This window comes from Geodermatophilus sp. SYSU D01106 (assembly GCF_054049995.1).
In genome coordinates, this window is record NZ_JBJGYM010000002.1 from 16,910 (window position 1) to 43,503 (window position 26,594).

Genomic DNA, 26,594 nt, shown 5'->3' on the forward strand with positions numbered 1-26,594 from the left:
GCCCGCCGGCCGCGCGGCGGGCAAGCGCTCAGACGACGTACGTGGCGCCCGGCCGGACCAGCTCGGCGGCGGGGAACACCGCCTGCGCGGCGGCGAGCTGAGCCGCCGGGTCGACCCAGGCGGGCACGTGCGTGACCAGGAGCCGGCGCACCCCGGCGGCGGCCGCGGCCTCGCCGGCCTGCCGGCCGGTCAGGTGCAGGTCCGGCGGCAGGTCGTCGCGCTCGGGGTGGGCCGCCTCGGCGAGCAGCACGTCGGCGCCCCGCGCGAGGTCGACCACCGCGGCGCTCGGCCCGGTGTCGCCGGTGTAGACGAGCGACGACCCCTGCGCCGTCAGCCGGATGGCGTGGCACTCGGCGGGGTGCGCGGTGCGCGCCGTCCGCACCTCGAACGGCCCGAGGACGGCGGAGACCGGGGTGACGGCGAAGTCGAAGACGTCGGTCAGCGGGGCGCCGTCGGCGTCATACGCCTGCGCCAGCCGGCGGTCGGCCCCGGCGGGCGCGATGAGCGGCACCCGGCGGCGCGAGGAACGGCCCGACCAGCGGTGCCACACGACCATCGGCGCGACGTCGAGGCAGTGGTCGGCGTGCAGGTGGGTGAGGTAGACGGCGTCGATCGAGTCCGGGTCCGCCAGCGCCTGCAGCGCGCCGAACGCGCCGTTGCCGAGGTCGAGGAGCACCCGGAACCCGTCGTGCTCGACGAGGTAGCAGGAGGCCGCCGACGTCGGCCCCGGGCCGCTGCCGGAGCAGCCGACGACCGTGAGCCTCACGGCGTCAGGCTAACGACCGGGCTCAGCGGGCGTGCAGGACGGCGTCGGCCGGGACGGTCAGCACGCCGTCGGCCCAGGTGACGCCGGTGAGGTCGGCGACGACGACGTCCGCCTCGCCGGTGGCGACCGCGCGCTCGCCGATCCCGAGCACGCGGGCCCCGGCGGCGCGGCCGGCGGCGATCCCGGCCGGGCTGTCCTCGACGACGACGGTCTCCGCAGGCTCCAGCCCGAGCAGGCGGGCGCCGAGCAGGTACCCCTCCGGGTCGGGCTTGCCGGTGCGCACGTCGCGGCCGGTCACCATCGCGCCGGGCAGCGGCAGGCCCGCCGCGCGGAGCCGGGCGCCGGCCAGGTCGGGGGTGCCGGAGGTGACCACGGCCCAGACGGCGGGCGGTAGCGAGGCCAGCAGCTCGGCGGCGCCGGCGACGGCCGGGACGGTGTGGGCGTCCTCGAGCTCGTAGCGGTCGATCAGCGCGGTCGCGGCGTCCCGCCGGTCGGCGGCGACCAGGTCGGCGACGGTGTCGGCGGCGCGGCGGCCGTGCACCACGGCCATGACCGCCACCGGGTCGAGGCCCTGCTCGAGCGCCCAGCGCGACCACGACGTCGTGACGGCGGAGTCGGAGTCGACCAGGACCCCGTCGTTGTCGAAGAGCAGTCCGCGGGCGGGCAGCGCGATGCTCACGCCCAGAGCTGGCCCTCGAGCGCGGCGGTGGCCTCCTCCAGGGTGCCCGCGTAGGCGCCGGTGGACAGGTACTTCCACCCGCCGTCGCAGACGATGAACACGATGTCGGCCCTGCGGCCCGCGGCCACCTCGCGGTCGGCGACGCCGAGGGCGGCGTGCAGGATCGCGCCGGTCGAGATGCCGGCGAAGATCCCCTCGCGCTCGACGAGCTGCCGGGTGCGGTGGACGGCGTCGTCGGGGCCGACGGAGAAGCGCGAGTCGAGCAGCTCGGGGTCGTAGAGCTCGGGGATGAACCCCTCGTCGATGTTGCGCAGCCCGTAGACGAGCTCGCCGTAGCGCGGCTCGGCGGCGATCACCTGGACGCCGGGCTTGTGCTCGCGGAAGTAGCGCGAGCAGCCCATGAGCGTGCCGGTGGTGCCGAGGCCCGCGACGAAGTGGGTGATCGACGGGAGGTCGGCGAGGATCTCCGGCCCGGTGCCGGTGTAGTGCGCCTCGGCGTTGGCCGGGTTGCCGTACTGGTAGAGCATCACCCAGTCGTCGTGCTCGGCGGCGAGCTCCTTGGCCATGGCGACGGCCTGGTTGGAGCCGCCGGCGGCCGGCGAGCTGATGATCTGCGCGCCGTACATCTGCAGCAGCTGCCGGCGCTCCACCGAGGTGTTCTCCGGCATGACGCAGATCAGCTTGTAGCCACGCTGCCGGGCGACCATCGCGAGCGAGATCCCGGTGTTGCCGCTGGTCGGCTCGAGGATCGTGTCGCCGGGCTGGAGCTCCCCGGCCTTCTCCGCCGCCTCGATCATCGAGATGGCGGCGCGGTCCTTGATCGAGCCGGTCGGGTTGTGGTCCTCGAGCTTGGCCCACAGCCGCACGTCGGACGTCGGCGACAGGTTGGGCAGCCCGACGAGCGGGGTGCCGCCGAGCGAGTCGACGAGGGAGGCGAAGCGGGCCATGCGGGGGCTCTTCCGGGAGGAGGGGTGGGTCGGGGTGGGCGGCGTCAGCAGCCGCCGGCGACCGCCGGGAGGATCGTGACCTGGTCGCCGTCCTTGACGGCGGTGTCGAGCGCACCGGTGAAGCGCACGTCCTCGTCGTTGACGTAGACGTTGACGAAGCGGTGCAGCTTGCCCTCCTCGGTCACCAGGCGGCCCTTGATGCCGGGGTGCTTGGCGTCGAGGTCGTCGACGAGCGCGGCCAGGGTGTCCCCGCTGCCCTCGACGGTCTTGTTGCCGCCGGTGTGGGTGCGCAGGATGGTCGGGATCCGGACCTCGATGGCCATGGCGTGCGGTTCTCCTCGGGAGGGTGGGGACGTGCGGGGCGCCTCGGGGGCGTGGGCTTGCCAGGGGGAACGCCGGTCCGCCGCGGGGGATTCCGTGCCCCGCGGCATCAGGAGCCGGGTCGGTCGCCGCTCAGTCGTAGACGACGGTGGTCGGCGAGTGGCCGAACAGGTAGGACTCGACGACCTCGACGTCCTCCTCGCTCACCTCGCCGTCGACGATCCGGAAGCTGCGGAACTCGACCTCGTCGCCCTTGAGCCCGGTGCGGTTCCCGTGCTCCCGCGTGGAGACGAGCACGTAGTGCGCGTTCGGCTCGGAGGCGTAGCTGACGTCGGTGCGCGACGGGTGCGCCTCGGTGGCGGTGTGCGAGTGGTAGATCACCACCGGCTCCTCGTCCCGGTCGTCCATCTCCCGGTAGAGGCGCAGCAGGTCGGCCGAGTCGAACTCGTAGAACGTCGGCGACCGGGCGGCGTTGAGCATCGGGATGAACCGCTCGGGACGGTCGCTGCCCTCGGGACCGGCGACGACGCCACAGGCCTCGTCCGGGTGGTCCTCCCGGGCGTGGGCCACGATGGCGTCGTAGGTCGCGCGGTCGATGCGCAGCACGGGCCCAGTCTAGGTGGCGCCCCCGCGGTGCCGGGACGACGGTCGCCCGACCGGGGCCGGACACCGCGCCGATCCCCACCGGATACGGTGCGGACCCGTGGCGGTCGAGCTGGTCATGGTGGCGGGGGTGCTCGCCGTCGCGCTCCCCGCACTGTGGCTCGGCCTGCGCGGGCTGTCCCGCCGGAGCGGGCACTACAGCAGCGACGTCACCGCCGACCGGGTGTCGCTGGCGCTGCTGGTCGCCGTCCGCTCCCTGACGCTGCTGCTCGTGCTGGCGCTGTCGGCCGTCGTGCTCGTCTCCGCCGTCGGCGCGATGGTGCGCGACCTCGAGCTGCCGAGCCTGGTGCCGGTGTTCTTCGTGCTGGACCTGCTGCTCGCGGCGCTGGTGCTGCTCACCTTCGGGCGTCGCGTGCGGCGGCGACCGCGTCGACCAGCGAGCCCTGCAGCCCGGTGAGCCAGTAGTAGACGGCCAGCTGCTGGCCCTCCTCGCCGGCCGGGTCCTCCGGCGGCTCGGTCTCCTCGGTGATCCCGATCCGCTCGCCGAGCGCGAGCCGCAGGTCGTTGGTGGTGCGCAGCCATGCGCCGGCCTGCTCGGGGTCCAGGCGCACCTCTCCCCCGCCGGCGGGCAGCGAGGCACGGACGGCGGCGAGGTCGTCGGTCTTGCCGCCGCGCAGCGCCGTCTCGGTCAGCTCGCGGTAGTCGGCGGCCAGCGCGGGGTCGCTGCGGTGCCCGGCCGGGAGCAGGCGGGCCAGCACCGGGTCGCCGTCGACGTCGTCGGGGTCGGCGGTCAGCAGCTGCTCGAGCTGGTCGAGCAGCATCCCGAGCACGCCGGACTCGGCGGGCTCGAGGCGGGCGACGACGTCGCTGCCCCTGCGGCGGAACGGCCTCATGCGTCCTTCTGGTAGGTGGCCCACAGGCCGTAGGCGTGCAGCCGGCTGGTGTCGTGCTCCATCCGCTCCCGCGGGCCGGAGCTGACCACGGCCTTGCCGTCGTTGTGCACCTGCAGCATCAGCGTGGTCGCCGTCGGCTCGTCGTAGCCGAACAACTCCCGCAGCACGTGCGTCACGTAGGTCATGAGGTTGACGGGGTCGTTCCAGACGATGGTCACCCACGGGCGGTCGAGGTCCTCGACCTCCTCCACCGTGGGATCGGGCGTCCGTGTCGGCGCGAGCGGTCCGGCCACGCGACCACTCTAGGACGGCGGCCCCTCCGGTCCCCGCGGGTGCGCCCCCGGCGGCCGACCTAGGGTCGGGATCATGCCGACGGGTCCCGCACTCCTCACCGACCGGTACGAGCTGACGATGGTCGCCGCCGCGCTCGCCGACGGCACCGCCGACCGCGACTGCGTCTTCGAGGTCTTCTCCCGCCGGCTGCCGCACGGCCGCCGCTACGGCGTCGTGGCCGGCACCGGCCGGCTGCTGGAGCAGCTGCCCGCCTTCCGCTTCGGCGACGAGGAGCTGGCCACCCTGCGCGAGCAGGGCCTGACCGACGCCCGGTTGCTGGACTGGCTGGCCGACTTCCGCTTCACCGGCGACGTCGACGGCTACGCCGAGGGCGAGTTCTTCTTCCCGCACTCCCCCGTGCTCACCGTGCGCGCGCCCTTCGCCCAGGGCGTGCTGCTGGAGACCCTGGTGCTGTCGGTGCTCAACCACGACAGCGCCATCGCCTCGGCGGCCGCCCGGATGGTCGGCGCGGCGTGCGAGCGGCCGTGCATCGAGATGGGCTCGCGGCGCACCCACGAGCAGGCCGCCGTCGCCGCCGCCCGGGCCGCACACCTGGTCGGCTTCGTGGCGAGCTCCAACCTGGAGGCTGGCCGGCGCTACGGCGTCCCGACGACGGGCACCAGCGCGCACGCCTTCACGCTCCTGCACGACGACGAGGCCGCCGCCTTCCGCGCGCAGGTCGACACCCTCGGCGTCGGCACCACGCTGCTGGTGGACACCTACGACGTCGTCCAGGGCATCCGCACCGCCGTCGAGGTGGCCGGGCCGGAGCTCGGCGCGATCCGGCTGGACTCCGGCGACCTGCCCACGCTGGCCACCGCCGCGCGCCGCCAGCTCGACGAGCTCGGTGCGGCGAAGACGAAGATCATCGTGACCAGCGACCTCGACGAGTTCGCCATCTCCGGGCTCATGGCCGCGCCGGTCGACGGGTACGGCGTCGGCACCTCGCTGGTCACCGGCTCCGGCGCCCCGACGGCCGGGATGGTCTACAAGCTGGTCGAGCGCGACGGCGTGCCGGTGGCCAAGCGCTCGGAGGGCAAGAACTCCACGGGCGGGCGCAAGTCCGCCGTCCGCCGGCACGACGCCGACGGCACCGCCGTCGCCGAACTGGTCACCGCGGGCCCGGTCGAGCCGCGCGACGGCGACCGCTCGCTCGTGGTGCCGCTCGTGCGCGGCGGCGCGGTGGTGTCCCCGGCCTCGCCCGCGGAGGCGCTCGCCGCGGCCGCTGAGCACCACCGGCGGGTGCGGGAGGCGCTGCCGGCCGAGGCATGGGCGCTGTCCCGCGGGGAACCGGCCCTGGAGACGGTGAACTCGGGAACGGAGGTCACGCGGTGACGCGCGCACTGGTGGTCGTGGACGTGCAGAACGACTTCTGCGAGGGGGGCAGCCTGGCGGTGGCCGGCGGCGCGGCGGTGGCGGCGGCGGTGACCGCCCACGTGCGCTCCGGCGGGTACGACCACGTGGTGGCCACCCGCGACCACCACGTCGACCCGGGCGGCCACTTCGCCGAGCAGCCGGACTACCTGGAGACGTGGCCGGCGCACTGCGTCGTCGGCACCGGCGGGGTGGAGCTGCACCCGGCGCTGGACCGCGAGCCGATCGAGGCGGTCTTCGACAAGGGCGAGTACGCCGCCGCCTACTCCGGCTTCGAGGGCCGCGCCGACGGGGTGCCGCTCGCCGACTGGCTGCGCGGGCGCGGCGTGGACGCCGTCGACGTCGTCGGCATCGCCACCGACCACTGCGTCCGGGCCACCGCGCTCGACGCCGTCGCGGAGGGCTTCGCCACCCGCGTGCTGCTGCACCTGACGGCCGGCGTCGCCGAGGGCTCGACCGCGGCGGCCCTCGACCAGCTCCGCACCGCCGGCGTCGAGCTGGAGGGCAGCGTGCACCGCCCCTGAGGCGGGCCACCAGGGAGGTGAGCCGCCCCTGCGGAGGACGGCGGACCGGTCGCGGGGCCGGAGGCTCCCGACCGGGACGACGTGACGGGGCTCAGCTCAGCCGGGGGACGGCACGTGGCCGCGGTGCGGTCCGGAGGACCGCAATTCACAGACTCTCGAGCACCTCGTCCCTCGTGAAGCCGAGGACCTGCAGGACGGCGTCGAGGTAGGGCTGGTTCAGCGCGGTGTGCGCCTGCTCGCGCACCATCGGCTTGGCGTTGAAGGCGATGCCGAGGCCCGCGGCGTTGAGCATGTCGAGGTCGTTGGCGCCGTCGCCGACGGCCACGGTCTGCTCCAGCGGGATGCCGTGCTCGCCGGCGAAGCGGGCCAGGGCCCGGGCCTTGCCGGCGCGGTCGACGATCTCCCCCACCAGGCCGCCGGTGAGGCGCCCGTCGGCCACCTCGAGGGTGTTGGCGGCGGCGAAGTCCAGGCCGAGCGAGGCGGCCAGCGGGTCGGTGATCTGGGTGAAGCCGCCGCTGACGATGCCGCAGCGGAAGCCGTGCCGCTGCAGCGTGCGGATGAGGGTGCGGGCCCCGGGGGTCAGCTCGAGGTGCTCGCGGACCTCGTCGAGCACCTCGACCGGCAGGCCGGCCAGGGTGGCCACGCGGGCGCGCAGCGACTCGGCGAAGTCGAGCTCGCCGTTCATGGCGGCGGCGGTGATGCGCGCGACCTCGGCGGCGCGCCCGGCACGGGCGGCCAGCTCGTCGATGACCTCGCCGCGCACGAGCGTGGAGTCGACGTCGAGGACGATCAGCCGCTTGCTGCGCCGGGCCAGGCCCACGGGCTCGACGGCGAGGTCGGCGCCGGTCGCGGTGGCGACGGCGGCGAGCGCCGTGCGCAGCGCGGTGGCCTCGGCGCCGGAGACGGTGAGCTCGAGGGCCGTGACGGGGTGGTCCGACAGCCGCCGGATCGCGTCGATGTTGCCCCCGACGCCGGCGATGGCGGTGGCGGCGCCCGCGACGGCCGACGGCGGCACGGGGCGGCCGAGCAGGGTCACGTGGTGGGCGCGGCCGGGCGCCGCGGCCCGGCGGTCCGACGCCGACTCGACCGCGACCCGCACGCCGGTGGCGGCCTCGACGCCGTCGGCCAGCGTGCCGAGCGCGGCCAGGAAGGCCTCCTCGTCGACCGGCCCGTCCGCGGGCAGCGCCCCGACGACGACGCCGAGCACGAGGTGCCCGTGCACGACGACCTGCTCGACGTCGACCACCTCGAGCGGCGGCACGCCGGCGTCCCCGGCCAGCGCGCCGAACAGGCGGGCGGTGACCCCGGGCCGGTCGGCGCCGGTGACCGTGAGCAGCGCGCGCGGTCCGTCGCTGGGGCTGTCCGGCCGGACGCGGGGCGTGGGGTCGAGCGGCACGGCGGTCATCGTGCCGCACCGGTCTGCGGCGCCCGGGCGGTGGTCCCGCGGAACGACGACGCCCCGCCGGCCGGGGCCGACGGGGCGTCGTGGTGACGTGCGATCGCGCGGTGGCCGTCAGGCGACGGCCGGGCGGGTCAGAACGGGTCGGGGTCGTTCGGACCCTGACGCGGGCCGGTGCCGTTGGCGAGCTCGCTGACCCCGCCGTAGGGCTCGTGCCGCTTGCCGACGTGCGCCTCGGCGTGCAGCCGCTCGATGAGGTGCGGGTAGTGCGCCTCGAACGCCGGGCGCTCCGACCGGATCCGCGGGATCTCGGTGAAGTTGTGCCGCGGCGGCGGCGAGGAGGTGGCCCACTCGAGCGAGTTGCCGTGGCCCCACGGGTCGTCCCGCAGCGCGAGCCGGCCGTACTTCCACGACTTGGCCACGTTGTAGAGGAACGGGATGGTCGAGGCGCCGAGGACGAACGAGCCGATCGTCGAGATGACGTGCAGCGTCGTGAAGCCGTCGGTGGGCAGGTAGTCGACGTACCGGCGCGGCATGCCCTGGGTGCCCAGCCAGTGCTGGACCAGGAACGTGGCGTGGAAGCCGATGAACGTCAGCCAGAAGTGCAGCTTGCCCAGCCGCTCGTCCATCATCCGGCCGGCCATCTTCGGGAACCAGAAGTAGATGCCGGCGTAGGCGGCGAACACCACGGTGCCGAAGACGACGTAGTGGAAGTGGGCGACGACGAAGTAGCTGTCGTTGACGTGCCAGTCCAGCGGCGGGCTGGCCAGCAGGACGCCGGTCAGGCCACCGAGGAGGAAGGTGACGAGGAAGCCGATCGAGAACAGCATCGGCGTCTCGAACGTCAGCTGGCCGCGCCACATGGTGCCGATCCAGTTGAAGAACTTGATGCCGGTGGGGACCGCGATCAGGTAGGTCAGGAACGCGAAGAACGGCAGCAGGACCGCGCCGGTGGCGTACATGTGGTGCGCCCACACCGTCAGCGACAGGCCACCGATGAGCAGCGTCGCGCCGACCATGCCCTTGTAGCCGAACAGCGGCTTGCGGCTGAACACCGGGATGACCTCGGTGATGATGCCGAAGAACGGCAGGGCGATGATGTAGACCTCGGGGTGGCCGAAGAACCAGAAGAGGTGCTGCCACAGCATCGGGCCGCCGTTCTCGTCGGAGAAGACGAGGGCACCGAGCTGGCGGTCGGCCAGCAGCGCGAGCAGCGCGGCGGTGAGGATCGGGAAGGCCAGCAGCACCAGCAGGCTGGTGACCAGCGTGTTCCAGGTGAAGATCGGCATCCGGAACAGGGTCATGCCCGGCGCCCGCAGGCAGACGATCGTGGCGGTGAAGTTGACCGCGCCGAGGATGGTGCCCAGACCCGAGACGGCCAGGCCCGCGATCCAGAGGTTCGCGCCGGCACCCGGGCTGTGGACCACGTCGGACAGCGGGGTGTAGGCGTACCAGCCGAAGTCGGCCGCGCCGCCCGGCGTGAAGAAGCCGGAGACGAGGATCAGGCCACCGAAGAGGAACAGCCAGTACGAGAAGGCGTTCAGCCGCGGGAACGCGACGTCGGGGGCGCCGATCTGCAGCGGCATGATCAGGTTCGAGAACGCGAAGAACAGCGGCGTCGCGAACATCAGCAGCATGATCGTGCCGTGCATCGTGACGAGCTGGTTGTACTGCTCGGGCGAGAGGAACTGCAGCCCGGGCTGGCCGAGCTCACCGCGGATCAGCATGGCCATGAAGCCACCCACGATGAACCAGGCGAACGAGGTGGCCATGTACATCAGGCCGATGGTCTTGTGGTCCGTGGTCCGCAGCAGGTTCGAGAGCCGCGCACCCCGCTGGACCTCGCGAGCCGGGCTGGGCCGGCTCACGATCGGTGCAGGCGCGATCGTCACGGCCGCAGCTTAGACCGACTCGGCGGGACACGTCCGGCCCGCCCGGGCAGGCGCGCCGCCGCACGCGGGACCCCTCCGGCGCGACGCAGGGTCACATCATGATCACGATGGTTTCCGCCCTGCTCAGGCCGGGAACAGGAACGTCCGGCTCTGGAGATCCCAGGCCCCGGCCACCAAGGCCACCTGCTCGGGAGGTCCACCGTGGAGATCCTCTGGAACATCATCGTGCTGATCGTGGTCGGCGCCATCGCCGGCTTCATCGCCCGCGCCATCGTCCCCGGCAAGCAGTCCATGAGCATCGGCATGACGATCGTGCTCGGCATCATCGGCTCGCTCGTCGGCAACCTGCTCGGCAGCCTGATCTTCGAGGGGCGCTTCGAGCTCGGCACCTCGGGCATCATCGGCTCGATCATCGGCGCCATCGTGGTGCTGCTGGTCTACGTCTTCGCCACGCGCGGACGGGCCCGCGGCACGCGCGTCTGACCCGGTGACGGCCCCCCCGCGGGGCCTGACCCACCAGCCCCGGAGGGGCCCGGCCACGTCGGCCGGGCCCCTCCGGCGCGTCCGGGGTCGGGGAGTACAGGGTCAGGGAGTACAGGGTCAGGGAGTCCGCGGTCAGACGGTCCAGGTGCTGACGTCGACGGCGAGGGTCACCCGGACCCGCGGCGGCAGCCCGGCCAGCCGCCCGGCCAGCTCCCCCGGCGCGAGGTGGCGGGCGTGCGGCCCCATGCCGACGACGGCGGCCACCGCGCGGGCGTCGAGCTCCAGCTCCTCCCGGTGCGCCGCCGCGCCCGCCGGCCGCAGGTGCGGCTCCAGCGAGCCCGACAGGCGCGCCGCCTTGTCCGGGTCGACGCGCAGCAACCCGAGCGGGCCCACCAGCTCGGCGAGGTGGTCGGGCGCCGGGGTGGCCACCACCAGCCGCCCGCCGGGGCGCAGCACCCGCGCCGTCTCCGGGCCGTTGCGCGGCGCGAAGACGACCATGGCCCGGTCGACCGCGCCGTCGCGGACCGGCAGGCGCGCCCAGGTGTCGGCGACGACGGCCATCGCGCGCGGCGAGGCCCCGGCCGCCCGGCGCGCGGCGTACCGCGAGGAGTCGAGCACCACGCCGACCGCCTCCGGCAGCGCGTCGAGCACGCCCGCGAGGTGGTGGCCGGTGCCGCCGCCGAGGTCGAGCACGGACCCGACCGGCCCCTCCCCCGCGGCCACCGCGGCGGTGAGCGCCGCCGTCAGCCCGGCGTAGGTGCCCGCGGCGAGCACCTCCGCCCGGTCGGCGACCATCTCCGCGCTGTCGCCCGACGGCGGCGTGTGCCCCGGCGGCAGCAGCGTGACGTGGCCCTGCCGGGCCCGGTCGAAGGAGTGACCGGCCGGGCAGCGCAGGCCGGTGTCGGCGGGCAGGGCCGCCAGCGGCGCGCCGCACACCGGGCAGGCCAGCAGCCGCACGGCGCGCGGCGGCCAGGACCGGCGGCTCACCGGGCCGCCGCCGTCGCGGGCAGCGCGGGCGGGGGCGGCGCCTCGGCCGCCCGCCCGGGGACCACGGCGACGGCGGCGAGCGCGGCGGCCGCGCCGACCGCGAACGCCGCCCAGTAGCCGGGCCCGCCGTCGACGAGCAGGGCCGCGGCCGGGACGGTGAGCGCCGCCGCCAGGTTCTGCACGGTGTTGTGCGCGCCGAGTGCGCGCCCGGCCCAGGCGCTGCCGGCCTGCTCGGCCACCGAGGTGAAGGCCACGCCGTTGGGGCTGACCGTGGCGACCGCGGCGACGGCCACCGCCCCGGCCGCGACCGCGGGGCCGAGGACGCCCGGGGTCAGCGCGGCGACGACGGCGAGCACCCCCACGACGACGGCGACCGCCGCGGCCACCCGGCGCAGCGGCCCGAGCCTGCTGCCCACGCGGTCGGACCACGTGCCCGCGCCCAGCCGCGCGGCCACCCCGCCGGCCTGGGAGGCGGCCAGCAGCGTGCCGGCGCCGGCCGCGCTCCAGCCGCCGTCGCGCACCAGCCAGTCGAAGGCGAGCCCCGCGACGGCGAACTGCGGCACCACGAGCAGGGTGCTCGCCGCGTGCACCCGCCACAGCACCGGGCCGCGGTAGGGCGAGGCGGGCCGCGCGGCGCCGGGGGCGCGCGGCGGGCGGGCGGGGTCGCGCACCAGCACGCCGACGAGCACAGCCGTCGCCGCGCAGCCGGCCGCGAGCAGGGCGAAGGCGCCGCCGGGACCGTCGCCGGCCAGCCGCGGCAGCAGCAGCCCGGCCAGGCCCACGCCCAGCGGCTGCCCGGCCTGGCGGACGCCCATCGCCAGGCCGCGCTGCTCGGGCGGGAACCAGCCGAGGACGAGGCGGCCGCTGGCGACGTGCACCGAGGCGCTGCCGCCGCCGGCCAGCAGCAGCCAGAGGCCGGTGGCGAGGGCGCCGTCGGCCAGGGCCGCCCCGGTGAGCGCGCCGGCGGCCACGGCCAGGCCGGCGGTGAGCACGAGCCGCTCGCCGTACCGGTCGGCCAGCGCTCCCCAGAGGAGCAGCGTGCAGACCAGCCCCGCCGTCGGGGCGCTGACGAGCAGGCCGACCTGCGGCAGGGTCAGCCCCTCGGCGCGCAGCGCGACGGTGAGGAAGGGCAGGCCGTTCTGCGCCGCGCAGGCGGCGACCAGCCCGGTCAGGCCGACGCCGAGGTGGCGCCAGCGGGCGCGGGACGGCCCGGCGGCGGGCTCGGCGGCCGGCCTCTTCACCGCGGGACGGGGTGGAACGTGACCCCGGTCAGCGCGCCGGCGTCGGCGACCGCGGTCACGAAGGTGCCGTGCGGCTGGCGGCGGCGGTCGGTGGGCGAGCCGGGGTTGACCAGCCGGAGGCCGGAGGGCGTCCCCTCGCTGGGCGCCACGGTGTCCCACGGGATGTGGCTGTGGCCGAAGAACAGGACGTCGGTGTCCGGGAACCGCGCGGCGCAGCGGCGCTCGCGGTTCTTCGCGTCCCCGGTCTCGTGGACGACGGCGATCCGCAACCCCTCCACCTCGGCGCGGGCCACCTCCGGCAGCCGCTCGCGCAGCGGGCCGTGGTCGTTGTTGCCGTGCACGGCGAGCAGCCGGCGGGAGCGGGCCTCGAGGAGGTCGAGCAGGGCGACGTCGACCCAGTCGCCGGCGTGCACCACGAGGTCGGCGGCGTCGATCGCGGCCCAGAGGGGATGAGGTAGGTCACGCGCACGCTTCGGCAGGTGCGTGTCGGCGGTCACCACCAGCGAAACGGCCACGACGACATGGTCGCAGGGGGCTAGTTTGCCTGGCGGCCGATGACCTCGGCCGCTCCCCGCACGAGTCCCCGAGGACCCCCATGACCCACCCGTCGTCCCCCTCCGCGCAGCCGGTCACCCCGGCGTCGGAGCCCTACGAGAAGCGCTGGCTGGCGCTGGGCGTCATCGCGATGACCGTCCTCCTGGTCATCCTCGACGCCACGATCGTCAACATCGCGCTGCCCGCCGTGTCGTCCGACCTCGGCATCAGCGCGGCCACGCAGCAGTGGATCGTCACCGCCTACACCCTCACCTTCGGCGGCTTCCTGCTCCTCGGCGGCCGCATCGCCGACTTCTGGGGCCGCAAGCGCACCTACCTCGTCGGCGCCGCGGGCTTCGCCATCGCCTCGGCCCTCGGCGGCATCGCCCAGAACGAGGGCATGCTCTTCGCCGCCCGCGCGCTGCAGGGCGTCTTCGGGGCGCTGCTCGCGCCCGCGTCGCTGGCCCTGCTGACCGTCCTGTTCACCGACCCGAAGGAGCGGGCCAAGGCCTTCGGCGTCTACGGCGCGATCGCCGGCGGCGGCTCGGCCGTCGGCCTGCTGCTCGGCGGCGTCCTCACCGAGTACGCCGACTGGCGCTGGTGCTTCTGGGTCAACCTGCCGGTGGCGCTGCTCGCCGTCGTCCTGGCCATCCCGATCGTCCCGGAGAGCAAGGCCCCCGGGGACACCAAGTACGACATCCCCGGCGCGGTGCTCATCACCGTCGGCCTCGCCGCGATCGTCTACGGCTTCACCCGGGTGGCCGAGGCGTCGCAGACCAACGCGGGTGAGGCGCAGGCCGCCAACGGCCAGATCGCCGCGCAGGGCGGCCGGGACTTCGTGACACCGGCCAGCGGCTGGACCGACGGCCTGGCGTGGGTGTTCATCGTCGGCGGGCTGGTGCTGGTGGCGCTGTTCGTGCTCCTGGAGCTGCGCACCCGCAACCCGCTGCTGCCGATGCGCATCGTCCTCGACCGCAACCGCGGCGGCGCCTACCTCACCTCGACGCTGGTCGGCGCCGGGCTGATCGGGGCGTTCTTCTTCCTGAGCCTGTACTTCCAGCAGGTGCTCGGCTACGAGCCGGTGGTCGCGGGCGTCGCCTCGCTGCCCACCACGCTGGGTGTGTTCATCTCCGCCGGCGCGGCCAGCGCCCTGGTGCCGCGGATCGGCCCGAAGCCGCTCATGGTGCTCGGCGGGCTGCTCGCCGCGGCGGGGCTGTTCACCATGTCGTTCCTCGGCGTCGACAGCGGCTTCTGGGCCCTCGCCTTCCCGGGCCAGCTGCTGCTGGGCCTGGGGCTGGGCTTCACCTTCGTGCCGCTGTCGAACCTCGCGCTCGTGGGCGCCGGCGAGCACGACGCCGGTGCCGCGAGCGCGATGCTCAACGCCACCCAGCAGGTGGGCGCCTCGATCGGCACCGCCGTCCTGGCCTCGCTGTCGGTCGGCGCGATCAGCGCCTACTCGGCCGACGTCCTGGCCTCGCCGACGCCGCAGGACCCCGCGGCCGTCGCGCTGCAGGCGCAGGTGGAGGGCTACACGACCGCCTTCACCTGGGCCGCCGCGCTGCTGGTGCTCGGCGCCGTCGCCGCGGCGCTGCTCATCAAGGCGACCAAGGACGACCTGCCCACCGGGGACGCCCCCGTCCACGTCGGCTGACGCGCAGGCCGACCTCGCAGGGCCGCCCGCTCAGCTCCCGGAGCGGGCGGCCATCGCGCGGAGCCGGGCGTTGTAGGCCTCGAGCTCCGCGTCGTCGGTGCGCACGGCGGCCCGGTCGATCCGGCGGCCGCGGCGCTCCTCCGACCCCATCCAGCTGAACAGCACCACGGCCAGCACGAACACGGTCGGCAGCTCGCCGAAGGACCAGGCGATGCTGCCGGCCGTGTTCTGGTCGGCGAGCGGGTCGACGCCCCAGCCGGCCGGCGGCTCGGCGAAGGTCCGCACCACCAGCGACGTCGACATCATGATCGCGACGCCGAAGAAGGCGTGCAGCGGCATCGGGATGAGCAGCTCGAGCATCCGCCCGGCGTGGCCGACCTGCCGGGGCCACGGGTCCTGGGCGAGGATCGGCCCGAAGAACAGCAGCCCGGTCACGGTGAAGTGGGCGAGCATGAACTGGTGCCCGAACGGGTCGCCCATGAGGGCGTCGAACACGGGCGTGAAGTAGACGCCGTAGAGGCTCACCAGGAACAGCGGCAGCGTGAACAGCGGGTGCGAGACGAACCGCGCCACCCGGCTGTGCAGGGCGTCGAGCAGCAGCGCCCGCGGCACGCCGGCCACCCCCCGGCCGCGCGGCAGCGCGCGCAGGGCGAGGGTCACCGGCCGGCCGAGGAGCAGCAGGAGCGGCGCCACCATCGACAGCACCATGTGCTGGGCCATGTGGACGCTGAACAGCACCATGCTGTAGCCGTTGAGCCAGGTCCCCGTGACGGCGAACAGCGACAGGCAGCCGGCGACCCACGCCGCGGCGCGCCACCACGGCCAGGCGACGCCCGAGCGGCGCACCCGGACCACGCCGACGGCGTAGGCGGCGATCCCGAGCAGCGCGAGCACGGGCAGCACCGACCAGGCGTCGAGGTGCGGCAGGAACATGCGTCCCCACGTGGGTGGCTCGCCGGGCACCCACATGCCCGAGTGGTGCCCGTGCTCCACCAGTACCTCCGGTCCGATCCGTCTCCGTCGTCCACTGTCCCACTCGGCTAGTCGTGGACGGGCGCCTCGTGACCGGCGTGCGCCTCGGCCTCCAGCTGGAAGGTGCAGTGGTCGACGTCGAAGTGGGCGCCCAGGCAGGTGCCCAGCGAGTCGAGGATCCGCCCGCCGTGGCCGTCGGCGAGCGCCTCGTCGGTGACGACGACGTGCGCGGACAGCACCGGCAGGCCCGAGGTGATGGTCCAGGCGTGCAGGTCGTGGACGCCGATGACGCCCTCGACGCCGAGGACGTGCGCGCGCACCTCGTCCAGGTCGACGCCGCGCGGTGCTGCCTCGAGCAGCACGTCGAGCGACTCGCGCAGCAGCGACCACGCCCGCGGCAGGACCAGGCAGCCCACGACGAACGCGGCGACGGTGTCGGCCGGCGTCCACCCGGTGAGCGCGACGACGGCGCCGGCGACGAGGACGGCGACCGAGCCGAGCGCGTCGCCGAGCACCTCCAGGTGCGCGCCGCGGACGGCCAGCGAGGTGCCCCGGCCGCGGTGCAGCAGCGCCAGCCCGGCGAGGTTCGCGGCCAGGCCCCCCGCCGCGACGACGAGCACCACGCCGGAGTCGATCTCCGGCGGGTCACCGATCCGGCGGACCGCCTCCACCAGCACGAACACCGCGACCCCGGCGAGCAGCAGCCCGTTGGCCACCGCGGCGAGGATCTCCACCCGCTGCCAGCCGAACGTGCGCCGGCCGCGGGCGGGCCGCTGCGCCAGCGTGACCGCGCCGAGGGCGAGGCCCACGCCGAGCGCGTCGGTGGCCATGTGGCCGGCGTCGGCGAGCAGTGCCAGCGAGCCGGACACCACCGACCCGACGACCTCGGCCGCCAGCACCGCCAGCGTGAGACCCAGCACGACCGCCAGCCGGCCGCGGGAGGCCCCCGCGGCGGTGCCGTGGTCGTGCGCGTGCCCGGCTCCCATCGGCCCACCTCCCCCACCAGTGTCCTCCGGGAACGGCACGGCCCCCTGCCCGACGTGCGGGGAGGGGGCCGGGGGCCGGCTCGCGGCGGCTGGGATGGCGACCTGGACGGCGGCCTAGATCGTGACGCCGCGCTCCCGCAGCCACGGGATCGGGTCGACCTTCTGGCCGTCGATGCCGCCGACGTGCACCTCGAAGTGCAGGTGCGGGCCGGTCGACTGACCGCGGTTGCCGAGCAGGGCGATGGTGTCCCCGGCGCGGACCACCTGCCCGGGCTGCACGAGGACCTCCTCCATGTGCCCGTAGACGGTGACGTCGCCGTTCTCGTGCTGGATGTAGATCACGTTGCCGTAGCCGCTGGCGGGGCCCGCCTCGAGGACGACCCCGTCGGCGGCGGCGTACTCCGGCGTCAGCATGGGGGCGGCCAGGTCGATGCCGGCGTGCAGCGTGCCCCAGCGGGCCCCGAAGGTGCTGGTGAGCCGGGCGCCGTTGACCGGCAGGACCGTCTTGGGCCGGGCGGCCTCGGCCGCTGCCGCGGCGGCGGCCTCGGCGGCGGCGCGGTCGGCGTCGGCCTGCACCTGGGCGGCGGTGGCCTGCTCGGCCTCGCGGGCGGTCCGGCTGGCGGTGACCGCGCCGAGCAGCACCGCGTCGGAGCGCAGGGTGGCCTGCTCGGCGGCGGCCGAGAGCTCCCCGCCGTCGATGCCGAGCTCCTGCGCGACGCTCACCGAGGTGCTGGTCGCGTCCGGGCCGTCGGCCTGGGCGACCCGGTCGCCGACGGAGAACGTGGCCACGCCGACCGCGCCGACGAGGGCCGCGGCGAGGTAGAAGGCCGGGCGGCGGCGCGGGAGACGCAGGCCGCGGTCGCGGTGCCGGCCGTGGCCCGCGACGACGGTGACGGGAGCCCGGTCGGGCCGGTCGTCGCTGTCGTCGTCCGTGGCGGCGGGGATGTCGACCTCGCCCGCGGGGTCGTCCGTGGCGGGCGCCTCGACGGTCTCGAGCGGCGCGGCGGCCACGGCCTCGAGGGCCTGGGCGCCGGCGGCCTCGGCCAGCCCGGCGGCGTCGGCGACGCCGGTCACCGGCTCGGCCGCGAGGACCTCCTCGACGACGTCGGCGGGCACCTCGGTGGGCACCTCGTCGCACGCGTCGACGACGACCGTGCGGACCTCGAGGGCGGCGGGTGCCGAGCGGGGGTGCGGCGTGGGCCGCGGGCGCGGGCTCGGACGGCGGGCGGGACGGGATCCCGGACGGGGCTCTCCGGTCGGCGACGTCTCCCCCTGACGTCGCTGCGGGGCCGTGCGGGCGGCCGCTCCGGCCGGGGAGCGACGCCGGTCGGACGTCGCCGCCGCGGCCTTCCGGAGGGGGCCGGCCTCGCCGTGCTGCGGGGCCTTCCCTCCGTCGAGGAGGCGGTCGGGGTGGAGCTCGGTCATGCACCTGACTTCCGTCGGGGACAGGGACGTACTGCGGTGCCCGGGGGAGCGGGCGGGGCCCATGTAAACACGTCGTGACCGGTTCGTGATCTGCAGAGGTGGGTATCGAGGACCGGATGTGTGGCCCGTGCCACAGAGCTGCACGGATGTCATTCGACGGCCCGTCGACCCCGCGTCACGGTCGGTGACGAACACGCCGGTTGAGCGTTGAACCAGGGGCGATCAGGCCCACAGCGGGCAGGAGGCCCTCCGAGACCCCGCTCGACGACCCGAGGAGCAGACTCGTGCGCGCAGTCACCTGGCACGGACGTGCCGACGTCAAGGTGGACACCGTCCCCGATCCGAGGATCGAGGAGGACACCGACGTCGTCGTCGAGATCACCTCGAGCGGCATCTGCGGGTCCGACCTCCACCTCATCGAGGTCATGGCCCCGTTCATGTCGAAGGGCGACGTCATGGGCCACGAGCCCATGGGGGTCGTCCGCGAGGTGGGCTCCGCGGTGACCGCCGTGAAGCCCGGCGACCGGGTGGTCGTCCCCTTCAACATCTCCTGCGGCACCTGTTGGATGTGCTCGCAGGGCCTGCAGTCGCAGTGCGAGACCACGCAGAACCGCGAGCAGGGCTTCGGCGCCTCGCTGTTCGGCTACACGAAGCTCTACGGGCAGGTCCCGGGCGGGCAGGCCGAGTACCTGCGGGTGCCGTTCGGCAACACGCTGCCGATCAAGGTGCCGGACGGCCCGCCGGACGACCGGTTCGTCTACCTCTCCGACGTGCTGCCGACCTCCTGGCAGGCCGTCCAGTACGCCGCGACGCCGCCCGGCGGGACGCTGCTCGTGCTCGGGCTCGGCCCGATCGGCGACATGTGCACCCGCATCGCCTCCCACCTGGGCTTCCGGGTCGTCGCCTCCGACGTCGTCCCCGAGCGGATCGCCCGGGCGACCGCCCGCGGCACCGAGGTCATCTCCTCCACCGACCAGGACGACGTCGTCGGCGAGATCCGCGAGAAGACCGACGGCCGCGGCGCGGACGCCGTCATCGACGCGGTCGGCATGGAGGCGCACGGCTCGACCGGCGCCCAGCTGGCCCAGAAGGCGACGGCGATCCTCCCCGACGCGCTCATGGCGCAGGTGATGAAGGTCGCCGGCATCGACCGGCTGGCCGCCTTCAACACCGCCATCGAGGCGGTGCGCCGCGGCGGCACCGTCTCGCTGTCGGGCGTCTACGGCGGGGCCACCGACCCGGTGCCGCTCATGCGCATGTTCGACAAGCAGGTGCAGCTGCGCATGGGCCAGGCCAACGTGTGGCGGTGGGTGCCCGACATCCTGCCGCTGCTGGCCGACGGCGACCCGCTCGGCGTCGACGACTTCGCCACCCACCGCGTGCCGCTGGAGCAGGCGCCGCAGGCCTACGCGGACTTCCGGGAGAAGAAGGACGGCGCGGTCAAGGTGCTGCTGCAGCCCTGACCCGCACTGTGAGCACACCCACCGGCCGCGCGGGGCATGTCCCGCGCGGCCGGTGCCTTGCCGTTGGGTAGGGCAACCACCCGGACGACGACGTCCGCACCGCCCCCGTCCGCCGTCGTCCTCCCTGGAGTCCCCCCGTGCCCCGCGGTCTGCTCGCGCTCGCCATCGGCGCCTTCGGCATCGGCACCACCGAGTTCGTGGTCATGGGCATGCTGCCCGAGATCGCCGCGGACCTCGGGGTGTCGGTGTCGGCGGTCGGCCTGCTTATCTCCGCCTACGCGATCGGCGTGGTGATCGGGGCGCCGACCCTGACCGCGCTCGGCGTCCGCTTCTCGCCCCGCCAGACGCTGGTCGCGCTGATGCTGGTGTTCGTCGCCGGCAACGCCCTGTCGGCGGTGGCCCCGACCTACGAGACGCTCGTCGCCGCCCGGGTGCTGACCGCGCTGGCGCACGGGTCGTTCTTCGGCGTCGGGGCGGTGGCAGCCCGGCGGCTCGTGGCGCCGGAGCGGGCGACCCAGGCGATCTCGCTGATGATGGTCGGGCTGACGTTGGCCAACGTCGCCGGCGTCCCGCTGGGCACGCTCGTCGCCCAGCAGCTGAGCTGGCGGCTGGTGCTCGGCGGCATCGCCGTCATCGGGCTGCTCACCATCGCCGGGCTGCTCGCCTGGCTGCCGGCGGGGGCCGGGGAGCGCAGCGACCTGCGCAGCGAGCTGGCCGCGTTCCGCCGCCGGCAGGTGTGGCTGGTGCTGGGCCTGACGATGGTCGGCTTCGCCGCCCTGTTCTGCGTCTACAGCTACGTCAGCCCGATCCTCACCGACCTCGCCGGGCTGCCCGAGGCGTGGGTGACGCCGGTCCTGGCCCTGTTCGGCGTCGGGACGACGGTCGGCACGCTGGCCGGCGGGCGGCTCGGCGACCGCTTCGGCTTCTCCCTCGTCGTCGCCGGACTGCTGGTCACCGCGGTCCTGCTGGTCGTGTTCGCGCTGGTCGCCCGCGTCCCCGCGGCCGCCGTCGCGCTGCTGGTGGTGTTCGGCCTGGTCGCCTTCGCGATGGGCCCGGTGGTGCAGAACGGCGTCATCGAGGCCGCGCGGGTGCCCGGCGGCAGCCTGGTGTCGGCGGCCAACCAGGCGGCGTTCAACCTGGCCAACGCCATCGGCGCGGCGCTCGGCGCGCTCGTCCTCTCCCGCGGCCTCGGCTACACCGCGCCGATGTGGGTCGGTGCGGGCCTCGCGCTCGCCGGCGCCGCGCTGGCGCTGGTCGCCCGCCGCGCCGGCCGCCGCGAGGACGCGGTGGTCGACGCCGACGTCCGGGCGTGGCGGCGGGCCGTCGCCCGCGACCTCGACGCCGCGGCGCGGGACGCGGCCTGAGACCTGCGACTGGATCGCGCCCGGCGGGTAGGAGGGCCGTCATGACGACGACCACCGCCGAGAGGTCAGGACAGTTCGCGCTCGGGGACCGCACGGTCAACCGGCTCGGCTACGGCGCCATGCAGCTCGCCGGGCCGCACGTGATGGGCCCGCCCGCCGACCGCGACGCCGCCGTCGCCGTCCTGCGCCGGGCCGTCGAGCTGGGCGTGGACCACATCGACACCAGCGACTACTACGGCCCGCACGTGACCAACGAGGTCATCCGCGAGGCGCTGCACCCCTATCCGGAGCAGCTGACGATCGTCACCAAGGTCGGCGCCCGGCGGACGCCGGAGGGCGAGTGGCCCGAGGCCCTCTCCCCCGAGGAGCTCCGGCAGGCGGTGCACGACAACCTCGAGCACCTCGGCGTCGAGGCGCTCGACGTGGTCAACCTCCGGATGCCCGGCTTCGCCGCGCCGGTGGAGCGCTCGCTCGCCGAGCCGTTCGGCGCGCTCGCCGAGATGCAGCAGGAGGGGCTCGTCCGGCACCTCGGCGTCTCCAACGTGACGACGCAGCAGTTCGCCGAGGCCCGCGCCATCGCGCCGGTGGTGTGCGTGCAGAACCACTACAACCTCGTGCACCGCGACGACGACCCGATGCTCGACGCGCTGGCCCGGGAGGGCGTGGCCTACGTGCCGTTCTTCCCCCTCGGCGGGTTCAGCCCGCTGCAGTCGGCGGCGCTGGAGACGGTGGCGCGGCGGCTGGAGACCACGCCGATGCAGGTGGCGCTGGCGTGGCTGCTGGCCCGCTCCCCCAACATCCTGCTGATCCCCGGCACCTCGTCGGTGGCCCACCTGGAGGAGAACCTGCAGGCGGCGATGCGGGTGCTCGGGCCCGCCGAGCTGGAGGAGCTCGACCGGATCGGCGGCAGCGGGGAGCCCGACGTCGACCTGTGATCAGGCCTGGCCGACGCCCGCCCCGACCGGGCCCAGCACCCGGTCGCGGTGGGCGTTGGCGAACACCCCGGCCGGGTCGAGCCGCGCCCGCAGCGCGGTGAACTCGCCGAACCGCGGGTAGCGGCCGGCCAGGGCGGCGGCGTCGAGGCCGTGCTCCTTGCCCCAGTGCGGCCGCCCGCCGGCCGCCCCGGCGATCGCCTCGAACGCACGGAAGTACGCGCCGGGTTCGGTACGGGCGGGCACGTGCACGGCCACGTAGGCGGTGTCACGCCCCGACGCCGTCGACAGCGGGACGTCGTCGGCGGCGGCCACCCGCACCTCCACCGGGAAGGCGACCCGGTGCGGCCCGGCGTCGACCACCCGCCGCAGCTCGGCGAGGACCGCCGGCGCCGCCGCCCGCGGCACGGCGTACTCCATCTCGCGGAACCGGACCCGGCGGCGGGAGACGAACACCCGGTGCGCGGCGTCGGTCCACGTGCGCGCGCCGAGCGCCCGGGCGGAGAAGCGGGCCAGCGGCGGCACCAGCGCGGGCACCCGCCGGCCCGCGGCGACGACGGCGGCGAGCCCGGCGTTGGCGAGCACCTCGTCGTCCCACAGCGCCCGCGCGCGGGACAGCGGCGCCAGCTCGTCGAGCGGCACCCGGGTGTTGCGCTTGAGCAGGCACCGGTCGGTGTGCGGGAACCAGTAGAACTCGACGTGGTCGGTGGAGGTCATGACCTCGTCGAAGCGCTCGAGGAGGTCGGGCAGCCGGGCCGGCCCCTCGTCGGCGCGCAGCGCGAAGGCCGGCACCGCCTGCAGGGTCACGGTGGACAACACGCCGAGCGCGCCGAGGCCGACGCGGGCGGCGCAGAAGACGTCGGGGTGCTCGCCGGGCGAGCAGCGCAGCACCTCGCCGTCGGCGGTGACCAGCTCCAGCGCCCGGAGCTGGGTGGCCAGGCCGCCGAAGCGGGCGCCGGTGCCGTGGGTGCCGGTGGACAGCGCGCCCGCGACGGTCTGCCGGTCGATGTCGCCGAGGTTGGTCAGCGCCCAGCCGCGCGCGGCGAGCTCCGCGTCCAGCCGGTGCAGCGGCGTGCCGGCGCGGACCGTGGCGAGGCCGGCGTCGTCGACGTCGACCAGGCCGGCGTGCCGGTCGAGGCGGAGCGCGACGTCCTCGGGGCGGCCGATGCCGCTGAAGGAGTGCCCGCTGCCCAGCGCGGTGACCCGGCGGCCCGCGGCGGCTGCGGCGCGCACCGCGTCGGCGATCCCGCCGGCGTCGGGCGGGGCGACGACGGTGAGGCCGCCCGCTCGCTGGTTGCCCGCCCAGTTGCGCCAGCTGTCCGCCACGCGGCCTCCTCGGTGTCCGCGGCAGTGTGGCCGTCCCCGGGCGGCGCGTCGAGGACCCCGCGCTTGCCCCGCCCGGCGCCGGCCCGGGAGGCTGCGCTGCCGTGACCCCCGACCGGCTCGACGACCTGACCGCGGACCTCGACCCGCCGTTCGCCGTCCTCGACCTCGACGCGCTCGACGCCAACGCCGACGACCTGGTGCGCCGGGCGGGCGGGCGGCCGGTGCGGGTGGCGAGCAAGTCGGTGCGCAGCCGGGCGGTGCTGCGGCGGGTGCTCGCCCGGCCGGGCTTCGCGGGGGTGCTGGCGTACTCGCTGGCCGAGGCGCTGTGGCTGGCCGGCGGGGACGACCCGGTGAGCGACGACGTCGTCGTGGGCTACCCGTCGGTGGACCGGGCGGCGCTGCGCCGGCTGGTGGCCGACCCGGTGCTCGCGTCGCGGGTGACGCTGATGGCCGACTCGCCCGAGCACCTCGACGCCGTCGACGCGGTGGCCCCGCCCGGCCGGCGGCCGCCGGTGCGGATCTGCCTGGACCTCGACGCCTCGCTGCGCGCCGGGGGCGGGCGCGTGCACGTCGGCGTGCGGCGCTCGCCGGTGCACGACCCGGCGGGTGCCGCGGCGCTGGCGCGCGCGGTGCACGGGCGGCCGGGCTTCGTGCTGGCCGGGCTGATGGCGTACGAGGCGCAGGTGGCCGGGGTGCCCGACGCCCCGCCCGGCCGGCCGCTGCGCGGGCTCGCGGTGCGCGGGGTGCAGGCGCTGTCGGTGCGCGAGCTGGCCGGGCGCCGGGCCGCGGCGGTGGCCGCCGTGTCCGCCGTCGCGCCGCTCGGGTTCGTCAACGGCGGGGGCACCGGCAGCCTGGAGCGGACCGCCGCCGACCCGTCGGTGACCGAGGTGGCCGCCGGGTCGGGGCTCTACCAGCCGACCCTGTTCGACGGGTACCGCGCCTTCCGCGGGCGGCCCGCGCTGCTGTTCGCGCTCGCGGTCACCCGCCGCCCGGCGCCCGGGGTCGTCACGGTGGCGGCCGGCGGCTGGATCGCGTCGGGCCCGCCCGGCCCCGACCGCTCGCCGCGGCCGGTGCACCCGGCGGGGCTGCGGCTGCTCGGCACCGAGGGCGCCGGCGAGGTGCAGACGCCGCTGCGCGGGCCGGGCGCCGCCGGGCTCGGGATCGGCGACCGGGTCTGGTTCCGGCACGCCAAGGCCGGGGAGGTGTGCGAGCACGTCGACGAGCTGCACACGGTGGCCGGCGGCCGCCTGACCGGCGCGGTCGCGACCTACCGCGGCGAGGGGCAGGCGTTCGGCTGAGCAGGGCGGGCTCGCCCATCGATCATCGGATGCGTGCACGCGACACGGCGGGACACGCCGGCCGGCTGTGCACACGTCCGATGATCGACTCGAGCGCCCCCTCAGTCGGCGTCGTTGGCCAACAGCGCCCGGGCCTCGGCGGCCTCCTCCTCGGTGAGCCCGCCGGAGCCCTCCGGGTGATCGACCTGGGTGTCGATCCAGCGCTTGTGCGCCTCCCAGGCCGACTGCCGCGTGGCACCGAGCGCCCGGCCGATCTGCGCCCACGAGGCGCCGGTGGAGCGCGCCGTCCGGACGGTGAGCTGGCGGCCCTGACCCGCCCGCCGGGCGATCACCTCGCCGAGGGCGAGCAGCTCGAGCGCCTCGTCGCGCGTCAGCGGGCGGGGGCCGGTGGGGTCGTCGGGATCGGCCAGCGAGTCACGGGAACGCAGCTCGTCGAAGCGGATGACGGCGCTGGCGAGGGTGTGCCGGCGTTCGAGGTCGTCGACGTCCATGACCCAGCGTCCGTCAGGCCCGCCTGACAGTCAAGCGGGCCTGACGGCTCAGCGGGCGCGGGCGACGCGCTGCTCGTCGAAGACCGGCTCGTCCGACTCGTACACCCGGCCGTCGCCGCCGAAGACGAGGAAGCGGTCGAAGGAGCGGGCGAACCAGCGGTCGTGGGTGACCGCCAGGACCGTGCCGTCGAAGGCCGCCAGCGCCTCCTCCAGCGACTCCGCGGACAGCACGTCGAGGTTGTCGGTCGGCTCGTCGAGCAGCAGCAGCGTGGCGCCCGAGAGCTCCAGCATCAGCACCTGCAGCCGCGCCTGCTGCCCACCCGAGAGGGTGCGGAACGGCTGGTCGGCGGAGTCGGTGAGCCCGTACCGCCGCAGCACCGCCATCGCCCGCCCGCGGTCGACGCCCGGCCGTCCCGGTTCGCCGTGCCACAGCAGGTCCACCGGCGTCCGGTCCAGCCACTCCGGGTGCGCGTGCGTCTGGGCGAAGAAGCCGGGGACGACGCGGGCGCCCAGCCGCCACGAGCCGGTGTGCGCGACCTCCTGGCCGGCGAGCAGCCGCAGGAAGTGCGACTTCCCGGCCCCGTTCGCGCCGAGCACACCCACCCGGTCGCCGTAGAACAGCTCCAGGTCGAACGGCCGCATGAGGCCCGACAGCTCCAGCTGCTCGGCGGTGACCGCGCGGACGCCGGTGCGCCCGCCGCGCAGCCGCATCGCCACCTTCTGCTGGGGCGGCCGGTCCGGCGGCGGCCCGGCCTCCTCGAAGCGGGCCAGCCGGGTCTGCATCGCCCGGTAGCGCGAGGCCATGTCCGGGGAGTTGGCCGCCTGCTGCTGCAGAGTGCGGACCAGCTCGACGAGGCGCGCGTGCTCCTCCTCCCAGCGCCGGCGCAGCTCGGCCATCCGCTCGTGCCGCGCCTCGCGGGCCTCGGGGTAGGAGGCCCACCCGCCGCCGTGCACCCACGCCGTCCGGCCCTCGACGGTGACCACCCGGTCGGCCACGCGGGCGAGCAGCTCGCGGTCGTGGCTGACGAACAGCACCGTCTTGCGGGTCTCGAGCAGCCGCTCCTCCAGCCACCGCTTGCCCGGCACGTCGAGGTAGTTGTCCGGCTCGTCGAGCAGCAGCACCTGCTCCGGCCCGCGCAGCAGCGACTCCAGCGCCAGCCGCTTCTGCTCCCCGCCCGACAGCGTCGACAGCTCGCGGTACTTGCAGCGGTCGTAGGGGACGCCGAGCGCCGCGACCGTCACGGTGTCCCAGGTGACCTCGGCCTCGTAGCCGCCGGCGTCGCCCCACTGGCCGAGCGCGTCGGCGTAGGCGAGCTGGGCGGCCTCGTCGTCGGTCTCCATGAGCGCCAGCTCGGCCGCCTCGACGGCGTCCCACGCGGCGCGCACCGCGGGCCCCGACAGGTCGACGAGGAACCGCTGGACGGTCGTGTCGTCGCGCACCGAGCCGATGAACTGCCGCATGACGCCGAGGCCGCCGCTGCGGGCGACCGCGCCCGCCTCGGGCACCAGGTCCCCGGCGATGATCCGCAGCAGCGTCGTCTTCCCCGCCCCGTTCTCGCCGACCAGCGCCGCGCGGGCGCCGTCGCCGATCCGGAAGGAGACGTCGTCCAGCAGCACGCGGCCGTCGGGCAGCGTGTGCCGGACCCCGCTCACGTCGACCGATCCCACCCGGTCAGTCTCCCGGGCCGGACAAGCGCTTTCCGGCGGCGG

Annotated in this window: 27 protein-coding genes; 9 read left to right on the forward strand and 18 right to left on the reverse strand. The window is 75.5% G+C overall.

The features are described 5' to 3' along the window. Nucleotides 1-28: 28 nt before the first annotated feature. From ACI78R_RS02205 to ACI78R_RS02225, 5 genes are all read right to left on the reverse strand, one after another. A complete protein-coding gene (locus tag ACI78R_RS02205; protein ID WP_457039506.1) occupies nucleotides 29-766 on the reverse strand; it encodes an MBL fold metallo-hydrolase in 738 nt (245 codons plus the stop codon). 22 nt (nucleotides 767-788) lie between these two features. Continuing rightward, complete coding sequence (locus ACI78R_RS02210) at nucleotides 789-1,445, reverse strand: HAD-IA family hydrolase (RefSeq protein WP_457039507.1); 657 nt, start codon at nucleotides 1,443-1,445, stop codon at nucleotides 789-791. After that, on the reverse strand, nucleotides 1,442-2,392 hold the full coding sequence (locus ACI78R_RS02215) for a PLP-dependent cysteine synthase family protein (protein ID WP_073419024.1): 951 nt from the start codon (nucleotides 2,390-2,392) through the stop codon (nucleotides 1,442-1,444). Before ACI78R_RS02215 ends, ACI78R_RS02210 begins: the two co-directional genes overlap by 4 nt. Before the next feature lie 44 nt (nucleotides 2,393-2,436). Continuing rightward, the gene (locus ACI78R_RS02220; protein WP_073419023.1) at nucleotides 2,437-2,715 is read right to left on the reverse strand and encodes a MoaD/ThiS family protein; all 279 of its coding nucleotides are present in this window, start codon (nucleotides 2,713-2,715) and stop codon (nucleotides 2,437-2,439) included. A gap of 130 nt (nucleotides 2,716-2,845) precedes the next feature. After that, the gene (locus ACI78R_RS02225) at nucleotides 2,846-3,319 is read right to left on the reverse strand and encodes a Mov34/MPN/PAD-1 family protein (protein WP_457039508.1); all 474 of its coding nucleotides are present in this window, start codon (nucleotides 3,317-3,319) and stop codon (nucleotides 2,846-2,848) included. Between the two features lie 97 nt (nucleotides 3,320-3,416). On the opposite strand from ACI78R_RS02225, the gene ACI78R_RS02230 reads away from it, so the two are divergent. Continuing rightward, the gene (locus ACI78R_RS02230) at nucleotides 3,417-3,773 is read left to right on the forward strand and encodes a hypothetical protein (protein WP_073419021.1); all 357 of its coding nucleotides are present in this window, start codon (nucleotides 3,417-3,419) and stop codon (nucleotides 3,771-3,773) included. On the opposite strand, the gene ACI78R_RS02235 is transcribed toward ACI78R_RS02230, so the two are convergent. Then, nucleotides 3,712-4,209 (reverse strand): DUF2017 family protein, encoded by a 498-nt coding sequence (locus ACI78R_RS02235; RefSeq protein WP_454553630.1) that lies wholly within the window; start codon nucleotides 4,207-4,209, stop codon nucleotides 3,712-3,714. The two genes, ACI78R_RS02230 and ACI78R_RS02235, sit on opposite strands and share 62 nt — an antisense overlap. Beyond that, nucleotides 4,206-4,502 carry an ATP-dependent Clp protease adapter ClpS gene (gene clpS, locus ACI78R_RS02240; protein ID WP_073419019.1) on the reverse strand — a complete coding sequence of 99 codons (297 nt, stop codon included), beginning with the start codon at nucleotides 4,500-4,502 and terminating at the stop codon, nucleotides 4,206-4,208. The genes ACI78R_RS02235 and clpS overlap by 4 nt, the downstream gene beginning before the upstream one ends. A 73-nt stretch (nucleotides 4,503-4,575) precedes the next feature. Between clpS and ACI78R_RS02245 the strand changes: the two genes are divergently transcribed. Beyond that, complete coding sequence (locus ACI78R_RS02245; RefSeq protein ID WP_457039509.1) at nucleotides 4,576-5,877, forward strand: nicotinate phosphoribosyltransferase; 1,302 nt, start codon at nucleotides 4,576-4,578, stop codon at nucleotides 5,875-5,877. Beyond that, nucleotides 5,874-6,440 carry an isochorismatase family protein gene (locus ACI78R_RS02250; protein WP_457039510.1) on the forward strand — a complete coding sequence of 189 codons (567 nt, stop codon included), beginning with the start codon at nucleotides 5,874-5,876 and terminating at the stop codon, nucleotides 6,438-6,440. Before ACI78R_RS02245 ends, ACI78R_RS02250 begins: the two co-directional genes overlap by 4 nt. 145 nt (nucleotides 6,441-6,585) lie before the next feature. On the opposite strand, the gene serB is transcribed toward ACI78R_RS02250, so the two are convergent. Both serB and ctaD read right to left on the reverse strand, forming a co-directional pair. After that, the gene (serB, locus tag ACI78R_RS02255; protein ID WP_457039511.1) at nucleotides 6,586-7,836 is read right to left on the reverse strand and encodes a phosphoserine phosphatase SerB; all 1,251 of its coding nucleotides are present in this window, start codon (nucleotides 7,834-7,836) and stop codon (nucleotides 6,586-6,588) included. A 137-nt stretch (nucleotides 7,837-7,973) separates the two neighbouring features. Continuing rightward, nucleotides 7,974-9,731 carry an aa3-type cytochrome oxidase subunit I gene (ctaD, locus tag ACI78R_RS02260; protein WP_073419016.1) on the reverse strand — a complete coding sequence of 586 codons (1,758 nt, stop codon included), beginning with the start codon at nucleotides 9,729-9,731 and terminating at the stop codon, nucleotides 7,974-7,976. A gap of 201 nt (nucleotides 9,732-9,932) precedes the next feature. Here ctaD and ACI78R_RS02265 point away from each other — a divergent pair, with 201 nt between their 5' ends. Further along, nucleotides 9,933-10,214: a GlsB/YeaQ/YmgE family stress response membrane protein gene (locus tag ACI78R_RS02265; protein WP_457039512.1), complete on the forward strand. Its 282-nt coding sequence runs from the start codon at nucleotides 9,933-9,935 to the stop codon at nucleotides 10,212-10,214. Nucleotides 10,215-10,346: 132 nt separating this feature from the next. On the opposite strand, the gene ACI78R_RS02270 is transcribed toward ACI78R_RS02265, so the two are convergent. From ACI78R_RS02270 to ACI78R_RS02280, 3 genes are read right to left on the reverse strand one after another with little or no spacing between them, the layout of a single operon-like run. Continuing rightward, nucleotides 10,347-11,171 carry a putative RNA methyltransferase gene (locus tag ACI78R_RS02270; RefSeq protein WP_457039733.1) on the reverse strand — a complete coding sequence of 275 codons (825 nt, stop codon included), beginning with the start codon at nucleotides 11,169-11,171 and terminating at the stop codon, nucleotides 10,347-10,349. A 26-nt stretch (nucleotides 11,172-11,197) separates the two neighbouring features. Continuing rightward, on the reverse strand, nucleotides 11,198-12,442 hold the full coding sequence (locus ACI78R_RS02275) for an MFS transporter (protein WP_457039513.1): 1,245 nt from the start codon (nucleotides 12,440-12,442) through the stop codon (nucleotides 11,198-11,200). Further along, a complete protein-coding gene (locus tag ACI78R_RS02280; RefSeq protein WP_457039514.1) occupies nucleotides 12,439-12,957 on the reverse strand; it encodes a metallophosphoesterase family protein in 519 nt (172 codons plus the stop codon). The genes ACI78R_RS02275 and ACI78R_RS02280 overlap by 4 nt, the downstream gene beginning before the upstream one ends. An 80-nt stretch (nucleotides 12,958-13,037) precedes the next feature. On the opposite strand from ACI78R_RS02280, the gene ACI78R_RS02285 reads away from it, so the two are divergent. Then, entirely contained in the window at nucleotides 13,038-14,627 is a 1,590-nt protein-coding gene (locus ACI78R_RS02285) for an MFS transporter (protein ID WP_457039515.1), read from the forward strand. A 30-nt stretch (nucleotides 14,628-14,657) separates the two neighbouring features. On the opposite strand, the gene ACI78R_RS02290 is transcribed toward ACI78R_RS02285, so the two are convergent. The 3 genes from ACI78R_RS02290 to ACI78R_RS02300 form a co-directional block, all read right to left on the reverse strand. Next, entirely contained in the window at nucleotides 14,658-15,560 is a 903-nt protein-coding gene (locus tag ACI78R_RS02290) for a cytochrome c oxidase assembly protein (protein ID WP_457039516.1), read from the reverse strand. Between the two features lie 107 nt (nucleotides 15,561-15,667). Next, the gene (locus ACI78R_RS02295; protein WP_457039517.1) at nucleotides 15,668-16,585 is read right to left on the reverse strand and encodes a cation diffusion facilitator family transporter; all 918 of its coding nucleotides are present in this window, start codon (nucleotides 16,583-16,585) and stop codon (nucleotides 15,668-15,670) included. 114 nt (nucleotides 16,586-16,699) lie between these two features. After that, the gene (locus ACI78R_RS02300; protein ID WP_457039518.1) at nucleotides 16,700-17,713 is read right to left on the reverse strand and encodes a M23 family metallopeptidase; all 1,014 of its coding nucleotides are present in this window, start codon (nucleotides 17,711-17,713) and stop codon (nucleotides 16,700-16,702) included. A gap of 581 nt (nucleotides 17,714-18,294) precedes the next feature. On the opposite strand from ACI78R_RS02300, the gene ACI78R_RS02305 reads away from it, so the two are divergent. The 3 genes from ACI78R_RS02305 (at nucleotide 18,295) to ACI78R_RS02315 (ending at nucleotide 21,772) form a co-directional block, all read left to right on the forward strand. Then, the gene (locus ACI78R_RS02305) at nucleotides 18,295-19,473 is read left to right on the forward strand and encodes an alcohol dehydrogenase catalytic domain-containing protein (RefSeq protein ID WP_457039519.1); all 1,179 of its coding nucleotides are present in this window, start codon (nucleotides 18,295-18,297) and stop codon (nucleotides 19,471-19,473) included. 137 nt (nucleotides 19,474-19,610) lie between these two features. After that, nucleotides 19,611-20,837 (forward strand): MFS transporter, encoded by a 1,227-nt coding sequence (locus ACI78R_RS02310; protein WP_457039520.1) that lies wholly within the window; start codon nucleotides 19,611-19,613, stop codon nucleotides 20,835-20,837. A gap of 41 nt (nucleotides 20,838-20,878) precedes the next feature. Continuing rightward, nucleotides 20,879-21,772, forward strand: coding sequence for an aldo/keto reductase family oxidoreductase (locus ACI78R_RS02315; RefSeq protein WP_457039521.1), 894 nt, complete (start codon nucleotides 20,879-20,881; stop codon nucleotides 21,770-21,772). Here ACI78R_RS02315 and ACI78R_RS02320 read toward each other — a convergent pair whose 3' ends face one another. Continuing rightward, nucleotides 21,773-23,095 (reverse strand): D-arabinono-1,4-lactone oxidase, encoded by a 1,323-nt coding sequence (locus ACI78R_RS02320; RefSeq protein ID WP_457039522.1) that lies wholly within the window; start codon nucleotides 23,093-23,095, stop codon nucleotides 21,773-21,775. It lies immediately after the preceding gene. A gap of 101 nt (nucleotides 23,096-23,196) precedes the next feature. On the opposite strand from ACI78R_RS02320, the gene ACI78R_RS02325 reads away from it, so the two are divergent. Further along, nucleotides 23,197-24,393: an amino acid deaminase/aldolase gene (locus ACI78R_RS02325; RefSeq protein WP_457039523.1), complete on the forward strand. Its 1,197-nt coding sequence runs from the start codon at nucleotides 23,197-23,199 to the stop codon at nucleotides 24,391-24,393. A gap of 101 nt (nucleotides 24,394-24,494) precedes the next feature. On the opposite strand, the gene ACI78R_RS02330 is transcribed toward ACI78R_RS02325, so the two are convergent. Further along, nucleotides 24,495-24,884, reverse strand: a complete 390-nt coding sequence (locus tag ACI78R_RS02330) for a hypothetical protein (RefSeq protein WP_073419003.1) — start codon at nucleotides 24,882-24,884, stop codon at nucleotides 24,495-24,497. Nucleotides 24,885-24,932: 48 nt separating this feature from the next. Further along, entirely contained in the window at nucleotides 24,933-26,537 is a 1,605-nt protein-coding gene (locus ACI78R_RS02335; RefSeq protein WP_457039524.1) for an ABC-F family ATP-binding cassette domain-containing protein, read from the reverse strand. Nucleotides 26,538-26,594 lie beyond the last annotated feature (57 nt).